At 70.5% G+C, this 18,199-nt stretch carries 18 protein-coding genes; 12 read left to right on the top strand and 6 right to left on the bottom strand.

What is annotated here, in order from left to right:
• Positions 1 to 5 precede the first annotated feature (5 nt).
• Positions 6 to 683 (bottom strand): GntR family transcriptional regulator, encoded by a 678-nt coding sequence (locus L3Q65_RS06860; RefSeq protein ID WP_237599096.1) that lies wholly within the window; start codon positions 681 to 683, stop codon positions 6 to 8.
• 161 nt (positions 684 to 844) lie between these two features.
• On the opposite strand from L3Q65_RS06860, the gene L3Q65_RS06855 reads away from it, so the two are divergent.
• Together L3Q65_RS06855 and L3Q65_RS06850 are read left to right on the top strand one after the other, a co-directional pair.
• Positions 845 to 1,720: a MaoC family dehydratase N-terminal domain-containing protein gene (locus L3Q65_RS06855; protein ID WP_237599095.1), complete on the top strand. Its 876-nt coding sequence runs from the start codon at positions 845 to 847 to the stop codon at positions 1,718 to 1,720.
• Between the two features lie 66 nt (positions 1,721 to 1,786).
• Positions 1,787 to 2,599 (top strand): enoyl-CoA hydratase/isomerase family protein, encoded by an 813-nt coding sequence (locus L3Q65_RS06850; protein WP_237599094.1) that lies wholly within the window; start codon positions 1,787 to 1,789, stop codon positions 2,597 to 2,599.
• Between the two features lie 9 nt (positions 2,600 to 2,608).
• Here L3Q65_RS06850 and L3Q65_RS06845 read toward each other — a convergent pair whose 3' ends face one another.
• Positions 2,609 to 3,373, bottom strand: a complete 765-nt coding sequence (locus tag L3Q65_RS06845) for a GntR family transcriptional regulator (protein ID WP_237599093.1) — start codon at positions 3,371 to 3,373, stop codon at positions 2,609 to 2,611.
• 90 nt (positions 3,374 to 3,463) lie between these two features.
• Here L3Q65_RS06845 and iolC point away from each other — a divergent pair, with 90 nt between their 5' ends.
• The 5 genes from iolC (at position 3,464) to L3Q65_RS06820 (ending at position 9,400) form a co-directional block, all read left to right on the top strand.
• The gene (gene iolC, locus L3Q65_RS06840) at positions 3,464 to 4,411 is read left to right on the top strand and encodes a 5-dehydro-2-deoxygluconokinase (protein WP_182891817.1); all 948 of its coding nucleotides are present in this window, start codon (positions 3,464 to 3,466) and stop codon (positions 4,409 to 4,411) included.
• On the top strand, positions 4,408 to 5,274 hold the full coding sequence (locus L3Q65_RS06835; RefSeq protein ID WP_182891818.1) for an aldolase: 867 nt from the start codon (positions 4,408 to 4,410) through the stop codon (positions 5,272 to 5,274). The genes iolC and L3Q65_RS06835 overlap by 4 nt, the downstream gene beginning before the upstream one ends.
• Positions 5,271 to 6,077, top strand: coding sequence for a 5-deoxy-glucuronate isomerase (gene iolB / locus L3Q65_RS06830; RefSeq protein WP_237599092.1), 807 nt, complete (start codon positions 5,271 to 5,273; stop codon positions 6,075 to 6,077). The genes L3Q65_RS06835 and iolB overlap by 4 nt, the downstream gene beginning before the upstream one ends.
• Complete coding sequence (iolD, locus tag L3Q65_RS06825) at positions 6,074 to 7,933, top strand: 3D-(3,5/4)-trihydroxycyclohexane-1,2-dione acylhydrolase (decyclizing) (protein ID WP_182891820.1); 1,860 nt, start codon at positions 6,074 to 6,076, stop codon at positions 7,931 to 7,933. The genes iolB and iolD overlap by 4 nt, the downstream gene beginning before the upstream one ends.
• Before the next feature lie 120 nt (positions 7,934 to 8,053).
• Positions 8,054 to 9,400 carry an MFS transporter gene (locus tag L3Q65_RS06820; RefSeq protein WP_237599091.1) on the top strand — a complete coding sequence of 449 codons (1,347 nt, stop codon included), beginning with the start codon at positions 8,054 to 8,056 and terminating at the stop codon, positions 9,398 to 9,400.
• Here L3Q65_RS06820 and L3Q65_RS06815 read toward each other — a convergent pair.
• The 3 genes from L3Q65_RS06815 to L3Q65_RS06805 are packed head-to-tail and all read right to left on the bottom strand — an operon-like array spanning position 9,397 to position 12,150.
• Positions 9,397 to 10,107 carry an SDR family NAD(P)-dependent oxidoreductase gene (locus L3Q65_RS06815; protein ID WP_237599090.1) on the bottom strand — a complete coding sequence of 237 codons (711 nt, stop codon included), beginning with the start codon at positions 10,105 to 10,107 and terminating at the stop codon, positions 9,397 to 9,399. The two genes, L3Q65_RS06820 and L3Q65_RS06815, sit on opposite strands and share 4 nt — an antisense overlap.
• Complete coding sequence (locus tag L3Q65_RS06810; RefSeq protein ID WP_182891823.1) at positions 10,101 to 10,979, bottom strand: dihydrodipicolinate synthase family protein; 879 nt, start codon at positions 10,977 to 10,979, stop codon at positions 10,101 to 10,103. The genes L3Q65_RS06815 and L3Q65_RS06810 overlap by 7 nt, the downstream gene beginning before the upstream one ends.
• A gap of 4 nt (positions 10,980 to 10,983) precedes the next feature.
• Positions 10,984 to 12,150 carry a mandelate racemase/muconate lactonizing enzyme family protein gene (locus L3Q65_RS06805; RefSeq protein ID WP_237599088.1) on the bottom strand — a complete coding sequence of 389 codons (1,167 nt, stop codon included), beginning with the start codon at positions 12,148 to 12,150 and terminating at the stop codon, positions 10,984 to 10,986.
• Between the two features lie 89 nt (positions 12,151 to 12,239).
• Here L3Q65_RS06805 and L3Q65_RS06800 point away from each other — a divergent pair, with 89 nt between their 5' ends.
• Both L3Q65_RS06800 and L3Q65_RS06795 read left to right on the top strand, forming a co-directional pair.
• Positions 12,240 to 13,043, top strand: a complete 804-nt coding sequence (locus L3Q65_RS06800) for an IclR family transcriptional regulator (RefSeq protein WP_182891825.1) — start codon at positions 12,240 to 12,242, stop codon at positions 13,041 to 13,043.
• A gap of 78 nt (positions 13,044 to 13,121) precedes the next feature.
• On the top strand, positions 13,122 to 14,417 hold the full coding sequence (locus L3Q65_RS06795; protein ID WP_182891826.1) for an MFS transporter: 1,296 nt from the start codon (positions 13,122 to 13,124) through the stop codon (positions 14,415 to 14,417).
• A gap of 3 nt (positions 14,418 to 14,420) precedes the next feature.
• Here L3Q65_RS06795 and L3Q65_RS06790 read toward each other — a convergent pair whose 3' ends face one another.
• Entirely contained in the window at positions 14,421 to 15,578 is a 1,158-nt protein-coding gene (locus L3Q65_RS06790) for a DUF418 domain-containing protein (protein WP_182891827.1), read from the bottom strand.
• A 153-nt stretch (positions 15,579 to 15,731) separates the two neighbouring features.
• Between L3Q65_RS06790 and L3Q65_RS06785 the strand changes: the two genes are divergently transcribed.
• The 3 genes from L3Q65_RS06785 to L3Q65_RS06775 are packed head-to-tail and all read left to right on the top strand — an operon-like array spanning position 15,732 to position 18,132.
• Positions 15,732 to 16,265 (top strand): hypothetical protein, encoded by a 534-nt coding sequence (locus tag L3Q65_RS06785; protein WP_182891828.1) that lies wholly within the window; start codon positions 15,732 to 15,734, stop codon positions 16,263 to 16,265.
• Positions 16,266 to 16,273: 8 nt separating this feature from the next.
• Positions 16,274 to 16,945 carry a two-component system response regulator CseB gene (gene cseB, locus L3Q65_RS06780; protein WP_182891829.1) on the top strand — a complete coding sequence of 224 codons (672 nt, stop codon included), beginning with the start codon at positions 16,274 to 16,276 and terminating at the stop codon, positions 16,943 to 16,945.
• Positions 16,942 to 18,132 (top strand): sensor histidine kinase KdpD, encoded by a 1,191-nt coding sequence (locus tag L3Q65_RS06775; RefSeq protein WP_182891830.1) that lies wholly within the window; start codon positions 16,942 to 16,944, stop codon positions 18,130 to 18,132. The genes cseB and L3Q65_RS06775 overlap by 4 nt, the downstream gene beginning before the upstream one ends.
• The last annotated feature ends 67 nt before the right edge of the window (positions 18,133 to 18,199 follow it).

Raw genomic sequence — 18,199 nt, 5'->3', positions numbered from 1 at the left:
CGGAGTCAGCTGTCCCAGAATCCTTGGCGTTCCAGCAAGGCGACCGCGCGCTCGCCGCCGTCCGAGAAGTGTTTCTCCACAATGGACCGTGCCCGCGCAGCCGAGCGGGCGCTGAGCGCGTTCAGGATCTTCCGGTGGTCTTCGTGCGCTTTGCCGGGCCAGTCCTCGTGTGCCTCGTAGAACCCGTGCGACACCGTTTTCGCCAGGATGCCCAGGATCGAGACCAGGCGGCGGGAATCGGCGGCGTAGTTGATCCTGCGGTGGAACTCGAAGTTCAGCCGTTCCTGTTCGGCACGGTCCGCTCCGGACTCCATCCGGTCCGCGAGATCGTGCAACGCCTGCAAGCTTTCCGGCGACAGGTTTTTCGCCGCCCGCTCCGCCGCCAGACCGGACACGAGGCCGAACACGCGGTAGTGGTCCCGGATGTCGTCGCGCGTCATCCGCGCCACGAACGCGCCGCGGCGGGCGATGTGCTCCACCACGCCCTCGTGGTCGAGCGTGATCAGCGCTTCCCGGATCGGCAGCTTGCTGATGCCGAGCTCGTCGGCCAGCGCCTCCTGGTCGATCTTCTCCCCGGCGCGCAGCTGGCCGGAGAAGACCCGTCGCCGGATCTCGTGCGCGGCCAGCGCTTTCAGGTTCGCCGGACCGCCGCGGCGCGGTCCCGCGCCCGTGCTGTCGGGCATCGCCTCAGCCTCCCCCTCCGGCGAACATCTCGCCGACAAAGTATCGCATGAGCCGTTCCGCTCGACGCCTGCTCATCCCTGCTGCTCGAGCGATTTGCCCGGCGCATTCCTGATAACGTACTCAGCCGACGGCCTCGCCCCAGACAGGATCTGAGGAACCCATGTCCGAATCGGAAGCCTGGGAACCGTACGCCCTCACCAGCGAAGAAGTGCTCGAACCCGGTCCGGTCGCCGCGTTGGCCGCGCTGTTCGACGACGGGCTCCCCGCACCGCGCGAAGGCGACGAGCTGCCGCCGCTGTGGCATTGGGTCGCGACCCCGCACTGGCCGGTGTCGTCGCGGCTCGGCCTCGACGGTCATCCGGTGCGCGGCGATTTCCTGCCGCCGGTGGACCTGCCGCGGCGGATGTTCGCCGGCGGCGAGGTCGTGGTCCACCGTGCGCCGAAGGTCGGCGAGACGGTGCAGCGACGCTCCATTGTGGACTCGATTACCGAGAAATCCGGCCGGTCCGGGAAATTGGCGGTCGTCCAGGTGCGCACGGAACTGTCCGGAATGGACGGAACGCCGTACGTCGAGGAGCGCCAGAACATGCTCTACCGCGAGGCCGGGCCGCCCTCCGCGCCCGCGGTCCCGGAAATCGCGGCCGCATTGGAACCGGCGGGATCGCCGTTCCGCCGCACCGACGGGCAAACCTGGGAGTTCGTCACCGATCCGACGCTGCTGATGCGGTTTTCCGCGGCCACCGCGAACGCGCACCGCATCCACTACGACTGGCCGTACGCGACCCGGGTGGAGGGCTATCCCGGCCTGGTCGTGCACGGCCCGTTGATGTCGCTGGCGCTCGCCGAAGTGCTGCGCCTCGACTCCCCCGCCTCGCGGGTGCGCCGGATCAGCCACCGAAACCAGGCGCCGCTGTTCTGCGGGCAGCCCGCCCAGCTGCGGGCCAGCCCCGGCGCCCGTTCGGTCGCGCTCGACCTGCTCGGCCCGTCCGGTCCGAGCACCAGTCTCGCCGTCGAACTGGCCGAAGAAGACATCTGATCTGGCGGCGGTGTCCGAACCGATGGCATGGTGGCGCAGGTGTTCCGGACGACGGAAGGAAGCTGAATGAGCCGCTACGCGCAGTTCGAGAACCTGCGGGTCGACGGACCGGACGAGGACGGCGTCATCGAACTCGTCCTGGACGCGCCGCACCTGAACGCGGTCAGCGAAGCCGCGCACGGCGAACTCGCCGACATCTGGCGCGAGTTCGACCGCGACCCGGAGGTGAAGGCCGTCCTGCTGCGCGGCGAGGGCAAGGGGTTCTCCGCGGGCGGCTCGTTCGACCTGGTCGAGAAGCTGGCGAACGACTTCGAGGCCCGGTCGCGCACCATGCGCGAGGCGCGCGACCTGGTCTACAACGTCATCGACTGCTCGAAGCCGACCGTCTCGGCGATCCACGGCCCGGCCGTCGGAGCGGGCCTGGTCGCCGGGTTGCTGTCGGACATCTCGGTGGCCGCCGCCAACGCCAAGATCATCGACGGCCACACGCGGCTCGGCGTCGCGGCGGGCGACCACGCGGCGGTGTGCTGGCCGCTGCTGTGCGGGATGGCGAAGGCGAAGTACTACCTGATGACCTGCCGTCCGATGACCGGCGCCGAGGCCGAGCGGATCGGGCTCGTGTCGCTGTGCGTCGAGGAAGAAGACGGGCTGCTGCCGACCGCGCGGGAGATCGCGCACGAGCTGGCGAACGGCGCGCCCACCGCGATCCGCTGGACCAAACAGAGCCTCAACCTCTGGTACCGCCAGCTCGCCGGCGCGATCTTCGATTCCTCGCTGGCACTGGAGTTCTACGGTTTCGCCGGTCCCGAGGTCCGCGAAGGCCTCGCCTCGCACCGCGAACGCCGCAAGCCGGACTTCACCCGGGTGCACGAGTCCTGAGCAGACTGTCTACTGCGGACCGTGCGTCAGCGGGAGATTGAAGGAATACCGCGACGCCCGGTAAACGTGCCAGCCGTACTCGACCACCCGGCCCGTCTCGTCGTATGTGGTGCCCTGCATGGTCAGCAACGCCGCACCGGGCGTTTCGTCCAGCAGCTCCGCGTCTTCCTCGGTCGCCAGCCGCGCGCCGATGCTCTGCTGCGCCGAATGCAGACGGATCCCCGTCTGCCGCAGCAGCTGATAGAGCCCTTGGGAGCGCAATTCGGCGTCATCGACGTCGAGGACGCCGTCCGGGAGGCAGTTGTTCATGATCGCCAGCGGCTCGCCTCCCGTGCAGCGGATCCGCTTCAACCGGCGGACCCGCTGCAGTCCGGGGGCCTCCAGCAGCGCGGCGAGCTCGGCATCCGCCGGTTCCACCCGGTTGATCAGCACCTCCGACGACGGCGTCTCGCCCAGCCCGGCGAGGTCGTCGAACAGGCTGCTCAGCCGCAGCGGCCGGGCGACTTTCGTGCGCACCACCTGAGTGCCCACGCCGCGTTTGCGCACCAGCAAACCCTGGTTGACCAGCGACTGGATCGCCTGCCGCACGGTCGGCCTCGAGAGCCGGAGCCCCGCCGCGAGGTCGAGCTCGTTCGCCAGCCGCGAGCCCGCGGGCAGCCGGCCGTCGTCGATCGCCGCTTGCAGCTGGCGCGCGACCTGGAAGTACAGCGGCTCGGGGCTCGCCGGGTCCACCGCGATCCCGCGGACCGGGTCCCAGGCCGGACTGGTGCTCATCGCCGCAGCCTACCGCGTGCATGTCCGTATGTCTTGACAAAGTCCTCGGGCACGGGGCACGGTCGGAGCACAGCCTGCGAGGAGGACGCGATGACCACGGGGTTCGACCTCGTCACGATGGGCCGGATCGGGGTGGACCTCTATCCGCTGCAGACCGGCGTCGGCCTGGAAGACGTCACCTCGTTCGGCAAGTACCTCGGCGGCAGCGCCACCAACGTCGCCGTCGCCGCCGCCCGGCACGGCCGCGCCTGCGCGGTGATCACCAAGACCGGAGACGACCCGTTCGGCCGGTTCCTGCGCCGCGCGCTCGCCGGATTCGGGGTGGCCGACCGGTTCGTCGGGACCTCGCCGCACCTGCCGACGCCGGTGACGTTCTGCGAGGTCTTCCCGCCGGACGATTTCCCGCTCTACTTCTACCGGTTCCCGAAGGCGCCGGACCTCGACATCGCGGCCGGCGACCTGGATTTCGACGCGATCCGCTCCGCGAAAGTCTTCTGGGCGACGGTGACCGGGCTGTCGCAGGAGCCGAGCCGCTCGGCCACGCTCGCCGCGCTGGCGGCCCGCGGCCGCGAGGGAATCACCGTGCTCGACCTCGACTACCGGCCGATGTTCTGGGAATCCCGCGAGCAGGCGCGCGAATGGGTCGGCAAGGCGCTGGGCCACGCGACGGTCGCGGTCGGCAACCTCGACGAATGCGACACCGCGGTGGCTCTGCGCGAGCCTCGGGAAGCGGCGAAAGCGTTGCGGGACAGGGGCATCTCGCTCGCGGTGGTGAAGCAGGGACCGAAGGGCGTGCTCGCGGTGGACGACACCGGAGAGGTCGAGGCGCCTCCGATGCCGGTGGAGGTGGTCAACGGCCTCGGCGCGGGTGACGCGTTCGGCGGCGCGCTGGTGCACGGGCTGCTGGCGGGCTGGGGCACCGAACGGATCATGCGGTTCGCGAACGCGGCGGGCGCGCACGTCGCCGGGGAACTCGCCTGTTCGGACGCGATGCCGACGGAAGACCAGGTGCTGCGCAGGCTCGGAGGGACCGAATGAACACCGTCGAGCGGATCGTCGCCAAACGAGTGCACGACCCGGACGCGATCGCCGAAGCCGCGGCCACGCGGATACGGGCGAAGACGCCGTTCAACGGCAAAGGCGCCGCCATGATCATCGCCGCCGACCACCCCGCCCGCGGCGCGAACGCCGTCGGCGCCGATCCGCTCGCGATGGCCGACCGCGGTGAACTGCTTGAGCGGCTGTGCCTCGCGCTCGAACGGCCAGGCGTCACCGGCGTGCTCGCGACCCCGGACGTGATCGACGATCTCCTGCTCCTCGGCGTCCTGGACGGCAAGACGGTCCTCGGTTCGATGAACCGCACCGGACTGGCCGGATCGAGCTTCGAGATCGACGACCGGTTCGCCTGCTACGACGCGGAAACCATCGCGCGCATGCGGTTCGACGGCGGAAAGATGCTCACCCGGATCTGCCTGGCCGATCCGGCGACGCCGAGCGTCCTGGAGAACACCGCGAAGGCCGTCGACTCACTGGCCGCACGGAAGCTCCTCGCGATGGTCGAGCCGTTCCTCTCGGTCTGGAAAAACGGGCGGATCGCCAATGACCTCTCCCCCGAGGCGGTCATCCGGTCCATCACGATCGCGTCCGGCCTCGGCCGGTCGTCGGCTTACACCTGGCTGAAGCTGCCGGTGGTCGCCGACATGGAGCGGGTGCTGGCCGCCTCGACGCTGCCCGCCGTGCTGCTCGGCGGCGAGGTGACGGACCCGGACGCGGCGTTCGCGTCCTGGCAGGAGGCGCTCGCGTTGCCGACGGTGCAGGGTTTGGTGGTCGGACGGTCGCTGCTCTATCCGCACGACGGCGACGTGGCCAAGGCGGTCGATACGGCGGTGGGGTTGCTGTGAACCAGTTCAGTCTCGAAATCACTCCCGAATCGGCGGGCTGGGGCTACTCCGGCCTGCGCGTGCTGGAGCTCGACGGCGCCGAGACCGTCTCCACCGGCGACGCGGAAACACTTGTGCTGCCGCTGTCCGGCAGCTGCTCGGTGTCGGTCGACGGCGAGACCTTCGAGCTGGCCGGTCGCACGGGTGTCTTCGATGCGGTCACCGATTTCGCCTACCTGCCAAGGGAGGCCGAAGCGGTCGTGACCGGGCGGGGAAGGTTCGCGCTGCCCTCGGCGAAGACCTCGAAGCGGCTGCCCGCCCGATACGGGCCCGCCGACGGTGTGCCGACCGAACTGCGCGGCGCGGGCAACTGCAGCCGCCAGGTCAACAACTACTGCCTGCCGCACACCTTCGACGCCGACCAGCTGCTCGTCTGCGAAGTCCTTACCCCGGGCGGAAACTGGTCGTCCTACCCGCCGCACAAGCACGACGAGGCGCGCGAGGGCGAAAGCGAACTCGAGGAGATCTACTACTTCGAGGTCGCCGGCGGCGGGATGGGCTACCAGCGTGTCTACGGCACTCCGGAGCGGCCGATCGACCTCCTGGAAGAGGTCCGCAGCGGCGACGTCGTGCTGATCCCGCACGGCTGGCACGGCCCGTCGATGGCCGCGCCCGGCTACGACCTGTACTACCTCAACGTGATGGCCGGTCCCGGCCCCGAGCGGGCATGGCTGATCTGCGACGACCCCGCCCACGCGTGGGTACGCCAGACTTGGGAATCGCAAGACGTCGATCCGCGACTGCCGTTCGGAGGCCCGCGATGAGGCTGACCACCGCGCAAGCCCTGGTGCGTTTCCTGGCCAACCAGTACTCCGAACGCGACGGCGTCGAACAGCGGCTGATTCCGGGCTGTTTCGGGATTTTCGGGCACGGCAACGTCGCCGGGCTCGGCCAAGCGCTGCTGCAGGCCGCGCCCGCCGGGACTTTTCCCTACTACCTCGCGCGCAACGAACAAGGCCAGGTGCACGCGGCGACCGCGTTCGCGAAAATGCGCAACCGGCTCCAGGCGTTCGCCTGCACCGCGTCCATCGGCCCCGGGTCCACGAACATGATCACCGGAGCCGCGCTGGCGACCACGAACCGGCTGCCCGTGCTGCTGCTGCCGAGTGACGTTTTCGCCGGCCGCGGCCCGGATCCGGTGCTGCAGCAACTGGAAGATCCCCGAGGTGGCGACGTCTCGGTGAACGACGCGTTCCGCCCGGTGTCGAAGTATTTCGACCGGATCACCCGGCCTGAGCAGCTGATCCCGGCCGCGCTCGCGGCGATGCGGGTGCTGACCGATCCGGTGGAGACCGGCGCCGTCACGCTCGCGCTGCCGCAAGACGTCCAGGCCGAAGCCTGCGACTGGCCCGAGGACTTCTTCCGCCGCCGCGTCTGGCATGTCGACCGCGCGGTGCCCGCTCCGGAAGCCATAAGCCGAGCCGCGGAACTGCTGCGCTCGGCCAAGGCGCCGCTGATCGTCGCGGGCGGGGGCGTCGTGTACTCCGAGGCTTGGCCGGAACTTCGTGCTTTCGCTACCGCGACCGGGATTCCCGTCGCGGACACGCACGCGGGCAAGGGCGCGGTGCCGTGGGACCACCCGTGCGCGGTCGGCGGGCTCGGCTCCACCGGCGCTTCCGCCGCGAACGCACTGGCCGCGGACGCCGATGTGGTGCTGGGCATTGGCACCCGGTACAGCGATTTCACCACCGCTTCGCACACCGTCTTCGGCAACCCGGACGTGCGGTTCGTGAACCTCAACGTCGCCCGGTTCGACGCCGCCAAGCATTCCGCCGAGATGGTGGTGGCCGACGCCCGACGCGGATTGGAGGCTTTGTCGACCGCGCTGTCCGGCTGGCAGGTCTCCGACTCCTACCGCGCGCGGACCCGGCAGCTCGCCGATGAATGGAACCGTGCTGCCGACGCCTGCTTCGACCTCGGGCACGCTCCCCTTCCCGCGCAAACCGAGATCCTCGGAGCGCTGAACCGTTCGCTGGACGACAGCGACGTCGTGATCAACGCCGCCGGTTCCATGCCCGGTGACCTGCAAATGCTGTGGCGGGCAAGAGATCCCAAGGCGTACCACGTGGAATACGCGTACTCGTGCATGGGATATGAGGTCGCCGCGGGCGTCGGGGTGAAGCTGGCCGCACCGGAGCGCGAGGTGGTCGTGCTGGTCGGCGACGGCTCGTACCTGATGATGGCGCAGGAAATCGTCACGCTGATCGCCGAACGGCTCAAGGCGATCATCGTGCTGGTGCAGAATCACGGGTTCGCTTCGATCGGGTCGCTGTCGGAATCGCTGGGCTCGCAACGGTTCGGGACGTCCTACCGGTATCGCGCCGGGAACGGCTTGCTGGAGGGCGACGTGCTGCCGGTCGACCTCGCGGCCAATGCGGCCAGCCTCGGCGCGACTGTGCTGCGAGCGTCCACCGTGGACGAGTTCCGGGCGGCGATCAAGCAGGCCAAAGCGAATCCGGTGACGACGGTGGTGCACGTGGAGACGGATCCGCTCGCGCCCGATCCGCCGGGGTCGGCCTGGTGGGAGGTGCCGGTGAGCGAGGTGTCCGAAGTGGACTCCACTCGGGCGGCTTACGAGACGTATGTCGCGGAGAAGCGGAACCAGCGGCGTTACCTGTGAGGCAGCGGTACGCGGCAGGGCGCGACGGAGCCGCCAGTGCGGACATCAGCGGGAGCTGCGGCGAAACCTGGCACGGAAACTTCGGTCCGCACCGAACGGTTCCCGCGCCACGATTGTCCCGTGACCGCAACGACGACCTCCGCACGCAGGCAACGGCTCGCGCTGATCGCGCTCTGCCTCCCCTTCTTCATCGTCCAGCTCGACGCGACCGTGGTGAACGTCGCCGTCGAGGCGATCCGGCGCGACCTCGGCGGCGGGCTGGGCGGTGAACAGTGGGTGATCGCCAGCTACACCATCGCGCTGGCCGCGGGCATGCTCACCGCGGGCTCGCTCGGCGACCGTTACGGCGCGCGACGGATCTGCGTGCTGGGGACCGTCGTGTTCGGCGTGGGTTCCGCACTGTGTTCGCTCGCCCCGGCCCTTCCGGTGCTGATCGTCGCGCGGACGCTGCAGGGTGTCGGCGCGGCCGCGTTGCTGCCGTGTTCGCTCGCGCTGATCGTCCGCCAATTCCCGGAACCGCGGGCGAGGGCGCATGCGCTCGGCCTGTGGGGCGGCATCGCGGCGATCGGACTCGCGACCGGGCCGGTGGCGGGCGGCGTCTTGATCGCGTTGGCCGACTGGCGCGCGATCTTCTGGGTCAACGTCCCGTTCGCCGCCCTCGCCCTCGTGCTGACCTGCCAGTACGTGGTCGAATCGCCGCCGAGGGAGCGCCGCCTCGATCCGTACGGGCTCGTCCTCGGCACCGTCGCCCTGTCCGCGCTCGCCGGCGGGCTGATCCAGGTCGGCCGTTCCGGCTGGGCGCTTCCGCTGATCGCCGCCGGGGCGCTGACCGGGCTCGTGTTCGTCCTGGCCGAGCGGAGCCGGCGCGATCCGATGCTGCCGCTGGCGATCTTCTCGTCCCGTCCGTTCTCCGCGGCGAGCGCCGCCGGGCTGCTCTTCAATTTCTGCTTCTACGGCACCCTGCTCTGCCTGTCGCTGTACCTCCAGGGCCCGCTGCGCCAGTCCGCGTTCGCGACCGGCATGCTGACGCTCCCGCTCACCGTCGCGATCGGCGTCGGAGCCACCGCGAGCGGACGGCTCACCGCCCGCTTCGGCGCCCGCGTCCCGATGCTGACCGGGTTCAGCCTCGCCGGATTCGGCGCGCTCGTGCTGGTCGCGGCCGATTCCCTGCCACTGGTCCTGGCGGGCGGCGTGGTGCTGTGCTGCTGCTCGATCGCGATGCCCGCGATGACGTCGGTCGCGATGTCGACGCCTCCCGAGGAGCACACAGGGCTGGCCAGCGGGGTCTTGAACACGGCCCGGCAGGCGGGGGGCGCCTTGGGAACTGCGGTGCTCGGCACGCTGCTCACCGCGGGCTCGACGATGTCGCTGGCTGTCCCGATGACAGTGGTCGCCCTCGGCTACGCGGCAGCGGTCGGCTGCACTCTGCTGGCGACCCGCCGTCAGGAGCTGTCGACGGCTCGTTAACCCGGCAGAAACCGCGCCCGCAGATCCGGTCGCAAAAACGCTGCCGGAGAAGCGATCGACAACCCGCCGTCCACCGGCAACACCACGCCGGTCACGAACGACGCCCGTTCCGACGCCAGGAATTCGACCGCGTCCGCCACCTCGCGAGGAGTCCCGGTGCGGCCCAGCGGATACCCCTCGGCCACCCCCGGCCGGCCGGTCGCGCCGATCATCCCCGGCGCGACCGCGTTCACCCGGATGCCGCGCGGTCCGTACTCGAGCGCCAGCTGCCGGACCAGACCGTCCACTCCGGACTTCGCCGCCGCGTACCCGGGCAGTCCGGGCGCGGCCAGGAATCCGTTCACCGAAGTCACCGCGACGATCGACCCGCCAGGCGGCAGCACCCGCAACGCCGCGCGAGCCGGGTAGAAGGCCGCGTCCAGGGTGTTGGAGATCGCCGAGTGCCATTGGGCGTCGGTGGTGTCGAGGGCCGCCGCGACCGGCTGGGCCGCGGCGGCCAGGACCAGGACGTCGACCGAACCGGCTTGCCGGACAATCGCGTCCGCACCGTCCGAAGTGGACGCGTCGGCGACCGCGAAATCGGTGTACGCCGGGTGGTTCGTCGCCGTCAGACCCGCGCCGAGCACGCGATCTCCGGCGAAGGCCTCGGCGATGGCGATCCCGATGTCCGACCCGCCGCCGATGACGACGACCGACCGGTTCACCACCCCAGTTCCTCAAGAATCTCGTTCAGCGCCTTCCCCGTCACCGCGTCCAACGGCCGCGCGGGCAACCGCACCGTCGCCGACGCGATGATCCCTCGCCGCACCAGGATTTCCTTGTGCACGGCCCACGCTTGCCCCGGCCGCACCCCCAGGTGAATCAACGGGAGCAGCCGCGCGAACCCGGCGCGCGCGTCGCTCCGGCGCCCGGCGGCGAGATCGTCCAGCACCACCCGCAGCAGATCGGCGAATTCGCAGGCGGGCATGGTCCCGACGGCGCCGTTGTCGTACTCCTCGATCAGCGCCTGCGCGTTCTGCCCGCCCAGCACCGCGATCCCGAAGCCGCTCACGGCGGCGACCTTGACCGGCGTCGGCGGCGATTCGACCTTGATCGACGTGATCCCCTCGACCCCGGCCAGCGCGGCGACCGCCGCCGGATCGATCGGCACCCCGGTGACGCCGGGAGCGTCCTGGATCATCACCGGCAGGTCCGCGCCCGCGGCGACCTCGGCGAAGAACTCCACGACCTGACCCGGTCCGGGCTTCGCGAGGAACGGCGGCAGGACCATGATCTGGTCGGCCCCGCCGTCCGCGGCGAGTCGCGCCTGTTCCAGCGCGGGCGCGATCCCGGTGCCGTTGACCCCGGCGACGACTGGCACGTCCGGGCCGGCCACGGCGCGCACCTCGCGCAGGATCAGTTCCCGCTCGACGGCGGACAGCGCGAAACCCTCGCTGGCCATGCCGAAAACGGCGACCCCGTCCGCGCCCGCGGACAGCTCGAACTCGACGAGCGAGCGCAGCGACGGCGCATCGAGCGAGCCGTCCGGAGCGAACGGAGTGGCCAGGATGGGGATGAGCCCGATCGGCGGATTCGGCACAGCGTCAGTTCTCCTTTGCCAGCGTAGCAACCAAATCGGCATCGACCTCGATGCCAAGGCCCGGCCCGTCCGGTACCGCGAAGCCGGTCGGGCCCGCGGTCAACGGGGTGCGCAGGATGCTTTGCGCCACCGGAATCGTGTCGGGCTGGTATTCGAAATACGGGGTGTCGGCGCTCGCCGCGGACACGTGGATTCCGGCTGCCAGCGAGACACCCAGCCCGACGGAATGGTGGCACACCACCGGAACGTGATGTGCCGATGTCAGCTCCACAATGGACATTGCCTCGGTGATGCCGGTCCGCGCGACGTCCGGTTGCGCCAGCCGCATGGCGCGGCGGCCTAGCCAGTCGGCGAATTCGTAGCGGTTGCGCATCGCCTCGCCGACCGCGACCGGCGTCGTGATCCGCGAAGCCAGTTCGCGGTGTCCGTCGACGTCCTCGGGCACCAGCGGCGCCTCGAAGAACAGCGCGCCGCGGCGGTCCAGTTCGCGGCCCAGCTCCACGGCCTCGCCGATCCGGTACGCCCAGTGCGCGTCGAGCGCGATCTTCATCTCCGGCGCAGCCGCGGCGACCGCGTCGAAAGTCGCCAGGTCGGCTTCGATTCCCTTGCCGGCAGCCAGCTTTACCCGCCTCGCACCCTGGCGAACCCAGTCGGCGGCGAGAGCTGCGCGTTCCTCGTCGGTGGAGCGGGCGAGACCGGAGATGTAGACGTCGACGTGCTCGCGGTGCGCGCCGCCGAGCAGCCGCGCGACCGACTGCCCGGTCAGCTTCCCGTAGAGGTCCCAGAGAGCGATGTCGACCGCGGCGAGGGCGTCGGCCTGGTGCCCGACGAGGTGGCCGCGTTCCCGCATCAGGTCGCGCAGCCCGTGCCAGAGCGGACGCGGCCCGGTCAGCTCGCGACCGCGCAGCCAGCCGGCCAGCAGCCGGTCGACGACGGCCGCGACGACCTCAGGGCCGACGGGAGCGAGCGCCTCGCCCCATCCGGTGGTGCCGTCGGCCGCGGTGATCTTCACCAGCATCGTCTCGAACCGGCCGGAGTAGAGGCTGCGCCACGGCTCGCGCACTACGTAACCCTCGTCCGCGCCCAGTGCGCTGCCGTCCTCCAGCGCACCGAGGTACGCCTGCCGTCCGGCGGGTTTGAGCACGTAGGTCGTGACGTCGGCAATGCGCATGCAGCCCTCCAACACCAGGATTCAGGAACTTGCCTCCAACTTTTGCACGCCACTTGCGAAATATGCAACTACTACCCATAATCAGGACCATGGTTTCCGAGACTGGCGGCAATCAGAGCGTCGAGCGAGCCTCGGCGGTGCTCCGCGCCTTCACCCCCGGCCGTCCCGCGTTGCGCGTCTCCGACGTGGCGGCGGAGGTCGGGCTGGGCGTGTCCACCACGTCGCGGCTGCTCGCGACGCTCGAAGCGGCCGAGCTGGTGCAGCGCGATCCGGTGAGCCAGCTGTACGAGCTGGGCCCGGCGGTGCTGACCATGGCGGGCATCGCGCTCAACAACGACCCGATCTACCGGCAGGCGCGCCCGGTCGCCCAGCGGCTGGCGTGGGAACTCGGGCTGGGCGCGAACGTCGCGGTGCGCCGCGGGGCGTCGCTGTTCTACCTGCTGAACGTCGAGGGCCAGCTGGCGCAGAAGTCGTTTTCCCTGATGGGCCAGCTCAATCCGCTGCACGCGACCGGCATGGGCAAGAGCCTCCTGCTCGACACCACCGCGCAGCAGCGCGCCGAACTGCTCGGCGCCGAACCGCTGCCCGGCTTCACCTCGCACACCCACACGACGCTCGACGCGCTCGGCGCCGATCTGGCAGCGGCCGCCGCCCGCGGCTACACCACCGAAATCGAAGAACTCGCGCTGGGCCGGGCCTGCATCGCCGCCCCGGTGCGCGACCACACCGGCGAGATCGCCGCCGCGATTTCGCTGTCCGGCGCGCTTTCCGCCATCGCGCTGGACGAACGCGAGGCCGAACTCGGCGCGCTCGTCGTCGAGGCGGCCGACACGGTCAGCATCGGGCTCGGCTACCTCGGCCCCGCCCACACTCCCTCCCCCGCCCGTCCGTGAAGGGCTCCTTGAGGGAATCTGATTCCCTCAAGGAGCCCTTCACGGAACGGTCCCCGCCGACAGACAACGAGGTCCGTCATGACTGCTTTGGGAACTGCGGCTCCGGCGAAGGTTTCGCCGCGCAAAGTCGTGTTCGCCGCCGGCGCCGGCCACTTCGTGGAGTGGTTCGACGTCGGCCTCTACGGCACGCTGTCGGCCTTCATCGCCGACAACTTCTTCGCCGACGGAGACGCCACCGCCGCACTGCTGTCGACGTTCGCGGTGTTCGCCGCCGGGTTCGTCATCCGGCCGCTGGGCGGGCTGTTCTTCGGCCCGCTCGCCGACCGCATCGGCAGGCAGCGAGTGCTCGCGATCGTCGTGCTCGCCACGTCGCTTTCGACGTTCGCCATCGGCGTGCTGCCGACGCACCAAGCCGTCGGCACGCTCGCGCCGCTGCTGCTCGTGCTCGCCCGGCTGGTGCAAGGCTTCGCGGCGGGCGGCGAGACGTCCAGCGCGGTCACCGTCCTCTACGAGTTCGCGCCACCGAACCGTCGCGGTTATTACACCAGTTTCTCCAACACTTTCGGCTTCGCCGCCTTCGTCGTCGGCTCCGGACTCGCGCTGCTGCTCACCGCGACGCTCGGCGACGCGACGATGTCCTCGTGGGGCTGGCGACTGCCGTTCCTCCTGGCCCTTCCGCTCGGCCTCGCCGGGCTGTATCTGCGGACGCGGCTCACCGACACGCCGGAGTTCCACGACCTCGAACGCACTGGCCAGGTCGCCGAAAGCCCGCTGCGCGACTCCTTCCGCACCGGCGGCCGGGCGATGCTGGTGCTCGCCGGGCTGGTCGTGGTCAAGGGCGTCGCGCACTGGACACTGCAAACGTTCATGCCCAGCTACCTGCAGAAAACGCTGCACTTCACGAAGGTCGAATCGTTCGTCGCCGCGACCGTGTGCCTGGCTGTCGTGGCCGCGGCGGTCCCGGTCGCCGGTGCGCTCTCCGACCGGGTCGGCCGCAAACCGCTGCTCATCGCGAGCACCGCCGGGTTCATCGTGCTGACCTGGCCCGCGCTTGTGCTGATGTCGCTGGGAAATCCGGTGCTCGCCGTCGTCGGGATGGTGGTGCTGGGCCTGCTGATCGCCGCTTACGACGGCGCCGCGGGCGCGGCGATGGCCGAACTGTTCCCGCCGCGCATCCGCTCCGGCGCGATCGCGATCCCGTACAACATCGCGGTTTCGCTCTTCGGCGGCACCGCACCCTACATCGCGACCTGGCTCGTCGCCGCCACCGGCTACAAGCTCTCCCCGGCGTTCTACATCATGCTCGCCGCCGTCATCACCCTCGTGACGGTGCTGCGCGGGATCCGCGAAACCGCCGGACCCCGCGCACGCTGAACCTCACGGCACGAGCAGCGTCGCCCGGTGCACCAGCCATTCCAGCGGACCGCGCCGCCGCCAATGCCGCCACGCCACCGACGCGGCCAGCATCACCGCGACCACCGTCGCCAGGAACACGAAGGAGTACGGCTTCGGCACCAGCTTCAGGACCGCGAAATGTGCTGCGTACCAGGTGAAAGCCAGTCCGCCAGCAGCGGCGAGCGGCCACAGCGCACGACGGCCGAGCGGCTGGTCCAAGGCGATCAGCAGTCCGCCGAGCAGCACCATCGCCACGCCGATCATGAGCACGATGCCGAGCGGACTGGTCGCGTACAGCGATCCGTCCGGCGGCATCGCCAGCAGCACCTGCCACGGCATTCCAGGCGGCGGGGTCGTCGCGATCGCTTCGGCTCCGCCCAGCGGATAAGTCGCGATCCACGAACCAAGGATCGACGCGGCGGCGAGCACGAAACCGGTGTACAGCAACCGAATCCGGACCTGGTGCGCGCGAAGGTCGAGACGGCCGATCGCCATTCCCGCCAATGCCAGGGGCAGCCCGTACGCGACCTGGAAACCGCCGCCGAACAGCACCATCCCCTTGAAGAACTCGCCCCATTGTCCGGGATGCCCGAAGATCGCGAGCCCGCTCGCTGTTTCGGACCCGGACATCATCCAGTCGGAATGGGCGTTGAACACCCAGAACGCGTAAAACGTCATCGCGGGCACGGCGATTCCGGAAAGAATGAACAACGTCCGCGCGCGCAGCCGGGTAAGCGGCAGCAGAAGCAGCAGGATCACCGAGTAGTACTCGATCACTGACATGCCGTACTCGTCGATCGCCAGGCTGAGCAGGAACAACACCGCTGCCCGGACCGCGAGCCTGCCGCGGGCGCGCCACCGCTCGTGCCCGGCGCACGGGGTCGCGCCGCCGGTCATCAAGGCCGCGGACAGCCCGAACAGCAGCACGAACAGGCTCATCGCGCGGGAGGACGTCTGCACGTTCAGCCACGTCAGGAACCCCGGGGCCGCGTCCGGCGGGCCGCCGTGCAGCCAGCCGCTCGCGAAGAAGTGCTCGATGAACACCCCGACGATCGCCAGCGCCCGGACCGCGTCCACGCCCAGCAGCCGTCCCTTCGGCACCCGGGTTTCCGCCGGGTCCCGCACCGTTTCCGTCCTCATCGGACTCCTCCCTGGTCGATTCCCCGCCAAGGTAGGAACGGCGGATCACCGGCCGCCGGGAATCGCGTCGCGGCGGCCCGGAGGAAACCCGTCGGTTTTGTAACAGCGCTCCCCGAGCGGCGCGCGGACGGCAAAATGGCTAATGTGCAAAGCATGCGGAGGACAGTGGTCGCGGCGGTCGCGATGCTGTCGCTTACCGCTTGCTCCGATGTGGACGGTGTGCGCGTCGCCGGCCCCGCTCCCCCGGCGGCGGCCGCCCCGGCACCGGCGAACAACCCGCGCGGCCCGAGTGTCGACGCGGTCGCTCTGCTGCGTGCGGACCCCACGGTCAGCGCGAGGACGAAGGCGGCGCTGAGACCGTGTCCGTACGGTCCGATCGCCGGGTCGTATCCGGTCAGCACCGCCTACCACGAGCTGACCGGCGAGGTCGACGTCGTGGTGAACGTGTATCCGTGCGCCGCGGTCGGCGCTCCCGGCACCGGCAGCAGCGGCGCGACCGGAGTGCCGGTCAGCGCGTATCTCGGCGGCTACGTCTACACCGTCAACGGGAAACAGCTGTTCAGGCTGGAGAACTCCGGTGCGCTGCTGACCGTGCTCGACGGGCAGCTGGCCACCATGTCGGCGACCGGGCCGAACAACGGGGTCGCCCGCTACCGCTGGACCGGCAACGGTTTCTCGCCGGAGTGAGAGGGGACATGACGCAGGTACTGCTCGTCGAGGACGACGACGTGATCCGGGAGGCTACGCAGCTCGCCCTCGAACGCGCCGGATTCCGGGTGTCGACGGCCGCGGACGGGCTCGCCGGGCTCGACCGGTTCCGGGCGCAGCCGCCGGACGTGGCGTTGCTCGACGTGATGCTGCCCGGGCTCAACGGCGTCAGCCTGTGCCGCCGGATCCGCGAGGAAAGCCGGGTGCCGGTGCTGATGGTCTCCGCGCGGGACGATTCGGTCGACGTCGTGCTCGGGCTCGAAGCCGGCGCCGACGACTACGTCACCAAACCGTTCGACACCTCGGTGCTGATCGCGCGGATCCAGGCGGTGCTGCGGCGAAGCGGCTGGTCCGGGCCCGAGGAGGACGCGTTCGTCCGCTTCGGCGACCTCGAAATCGACCGCGCCGGACTGGACGTGCGCCGGGCAGGCCAGCCGGTGGACCTGACCCCCACCGAACTGCGGCTGCTGCTGCGCTTCGCCGAATCGCCCGGCACCGTGCTCAGCCGGGACACGCTGCTGGCCAGCGTCTGGGATTACGCGTGGGGCGGCGATACGCGAGTGGTCGACGTCCACGTGCAGCGGCTGCGCGTGAAGATCGGTCAGGAACGGCTGCAGACCGTGCGCGGCTTCGGATACAAGCTCCGCGCCGAGCCGTGAAACTCTTCCCGGCCACCCTCCGGTGGCGGCTGACCGCGGCGGTGACCCTCGTGTCCGCCGCCGTCGCTCTGACGCTGAGTTTGCTGGTGCACCAGCAATTCGCGCGCACGCAGGCCGACCAAGCGCGGCACGCGCAGGACGAGTGGATCCAGCTGCTGCTGCGCAACCCCGGGGTCGACGGCCAGTTCGACGATCCGACGCTGCCCGCTCCGCTGCGCGACGCTGTGCGCGGCGGGAACCGGGCGACCTATTTGGACGGACCAGTCTTGTGGGCAGCCGCCGAAACCGGCGGGCACGTCGTCTCGGTGCGGGTCAGTTACGCGGCGCAAACGCAGGCACTGGCCACTTTGGACCGGGAGCTGCTGGCGGGTTCCGCTGTCGTGACCGTCGCCGGGGCATTGCTGGGCGTCGTGCTCGGTGCGGGGATGGCACGTCGGCTGCGGCGGGCCGCTGACGCTGCCCGCGACGTCGCGAACGGCACTCGGGCCCGGGTACGCGACGCGATCGGCCCGCGCCCGCGCGACGAAGCGGCCGACCTCGCGCAGGCGGTGGACGCGATGGCGGACGCGTTGCAGGCGCGATTGGCCGCCGAGCAACGGGTCACCGCGGACATCGCGCACGAGCTGCGGACTCCGGTGACCGGTTTGGTCACCGCGGCTGAGCTGCTGCCGCCCGGACGTCCGGCGGAGCTGGTCCGCGACCGGGTCGCCGCGCTGCGGTCGCTGGTGGAGGACGTGCTGGAGGTGGCTCGCTTGGACACCGCCGCCGAGCGGGCGGATCTGGCGGACCTCGATCTGGCGGAGTTCGTCCGGCGGCGGGTGCCGGACGCGGCGGCCCCGGTCGCGGTCCGGGTGCGGACCGATCCCCGGCGGCTGGAACGGATCCTGGCGAACCTGCTGTCGAACGCGGCCAAGCACGGGGCCCCGCCGGTGACGGTCGAGGTGGACGGCCCGTGCGTGGTGGTCAGCGATCGCGGGCCCGGGTATCCGGAGGTGCTGCTCCGGGAGGGGCCCGCGCGGTTCCGGACCGGCGCGGACTCGCGGGGCGGCGGGCACGGGCTGGGGTTGACGATCGCCGTCGCGCAGGCGCGGGTGCTGGGAGCGGAGCTGGAATTCGCGAACCTCCCGGACGGCGGGGCACGGGCGGTGCTGCGGCTGCCGGAGACGGCCGGACCGGGCAGCGCGTGATGGCTCGGCGAAGGTCCGTGCGGGGACCCCTCCGGGAATCTGATTCCGTCAGGGTTCCCCGCACGGA

Origin of the sequence: Amycolatopsis sp. FU40, assembly GCF_021903635.1 — a bacterium.
Classification (GTDB): domain Bacteria; phylum Actinomycetota; class Actinomycetes; order Mycobacteriales; family Pseudonocardiaceae; genus Amycolatopsis; species Amycolatopsis dendrobii.
Note: the sequence above shows the minus strand (reverse complement) of the source record. Positions and strands in the feature narration are given on the sequence as shown.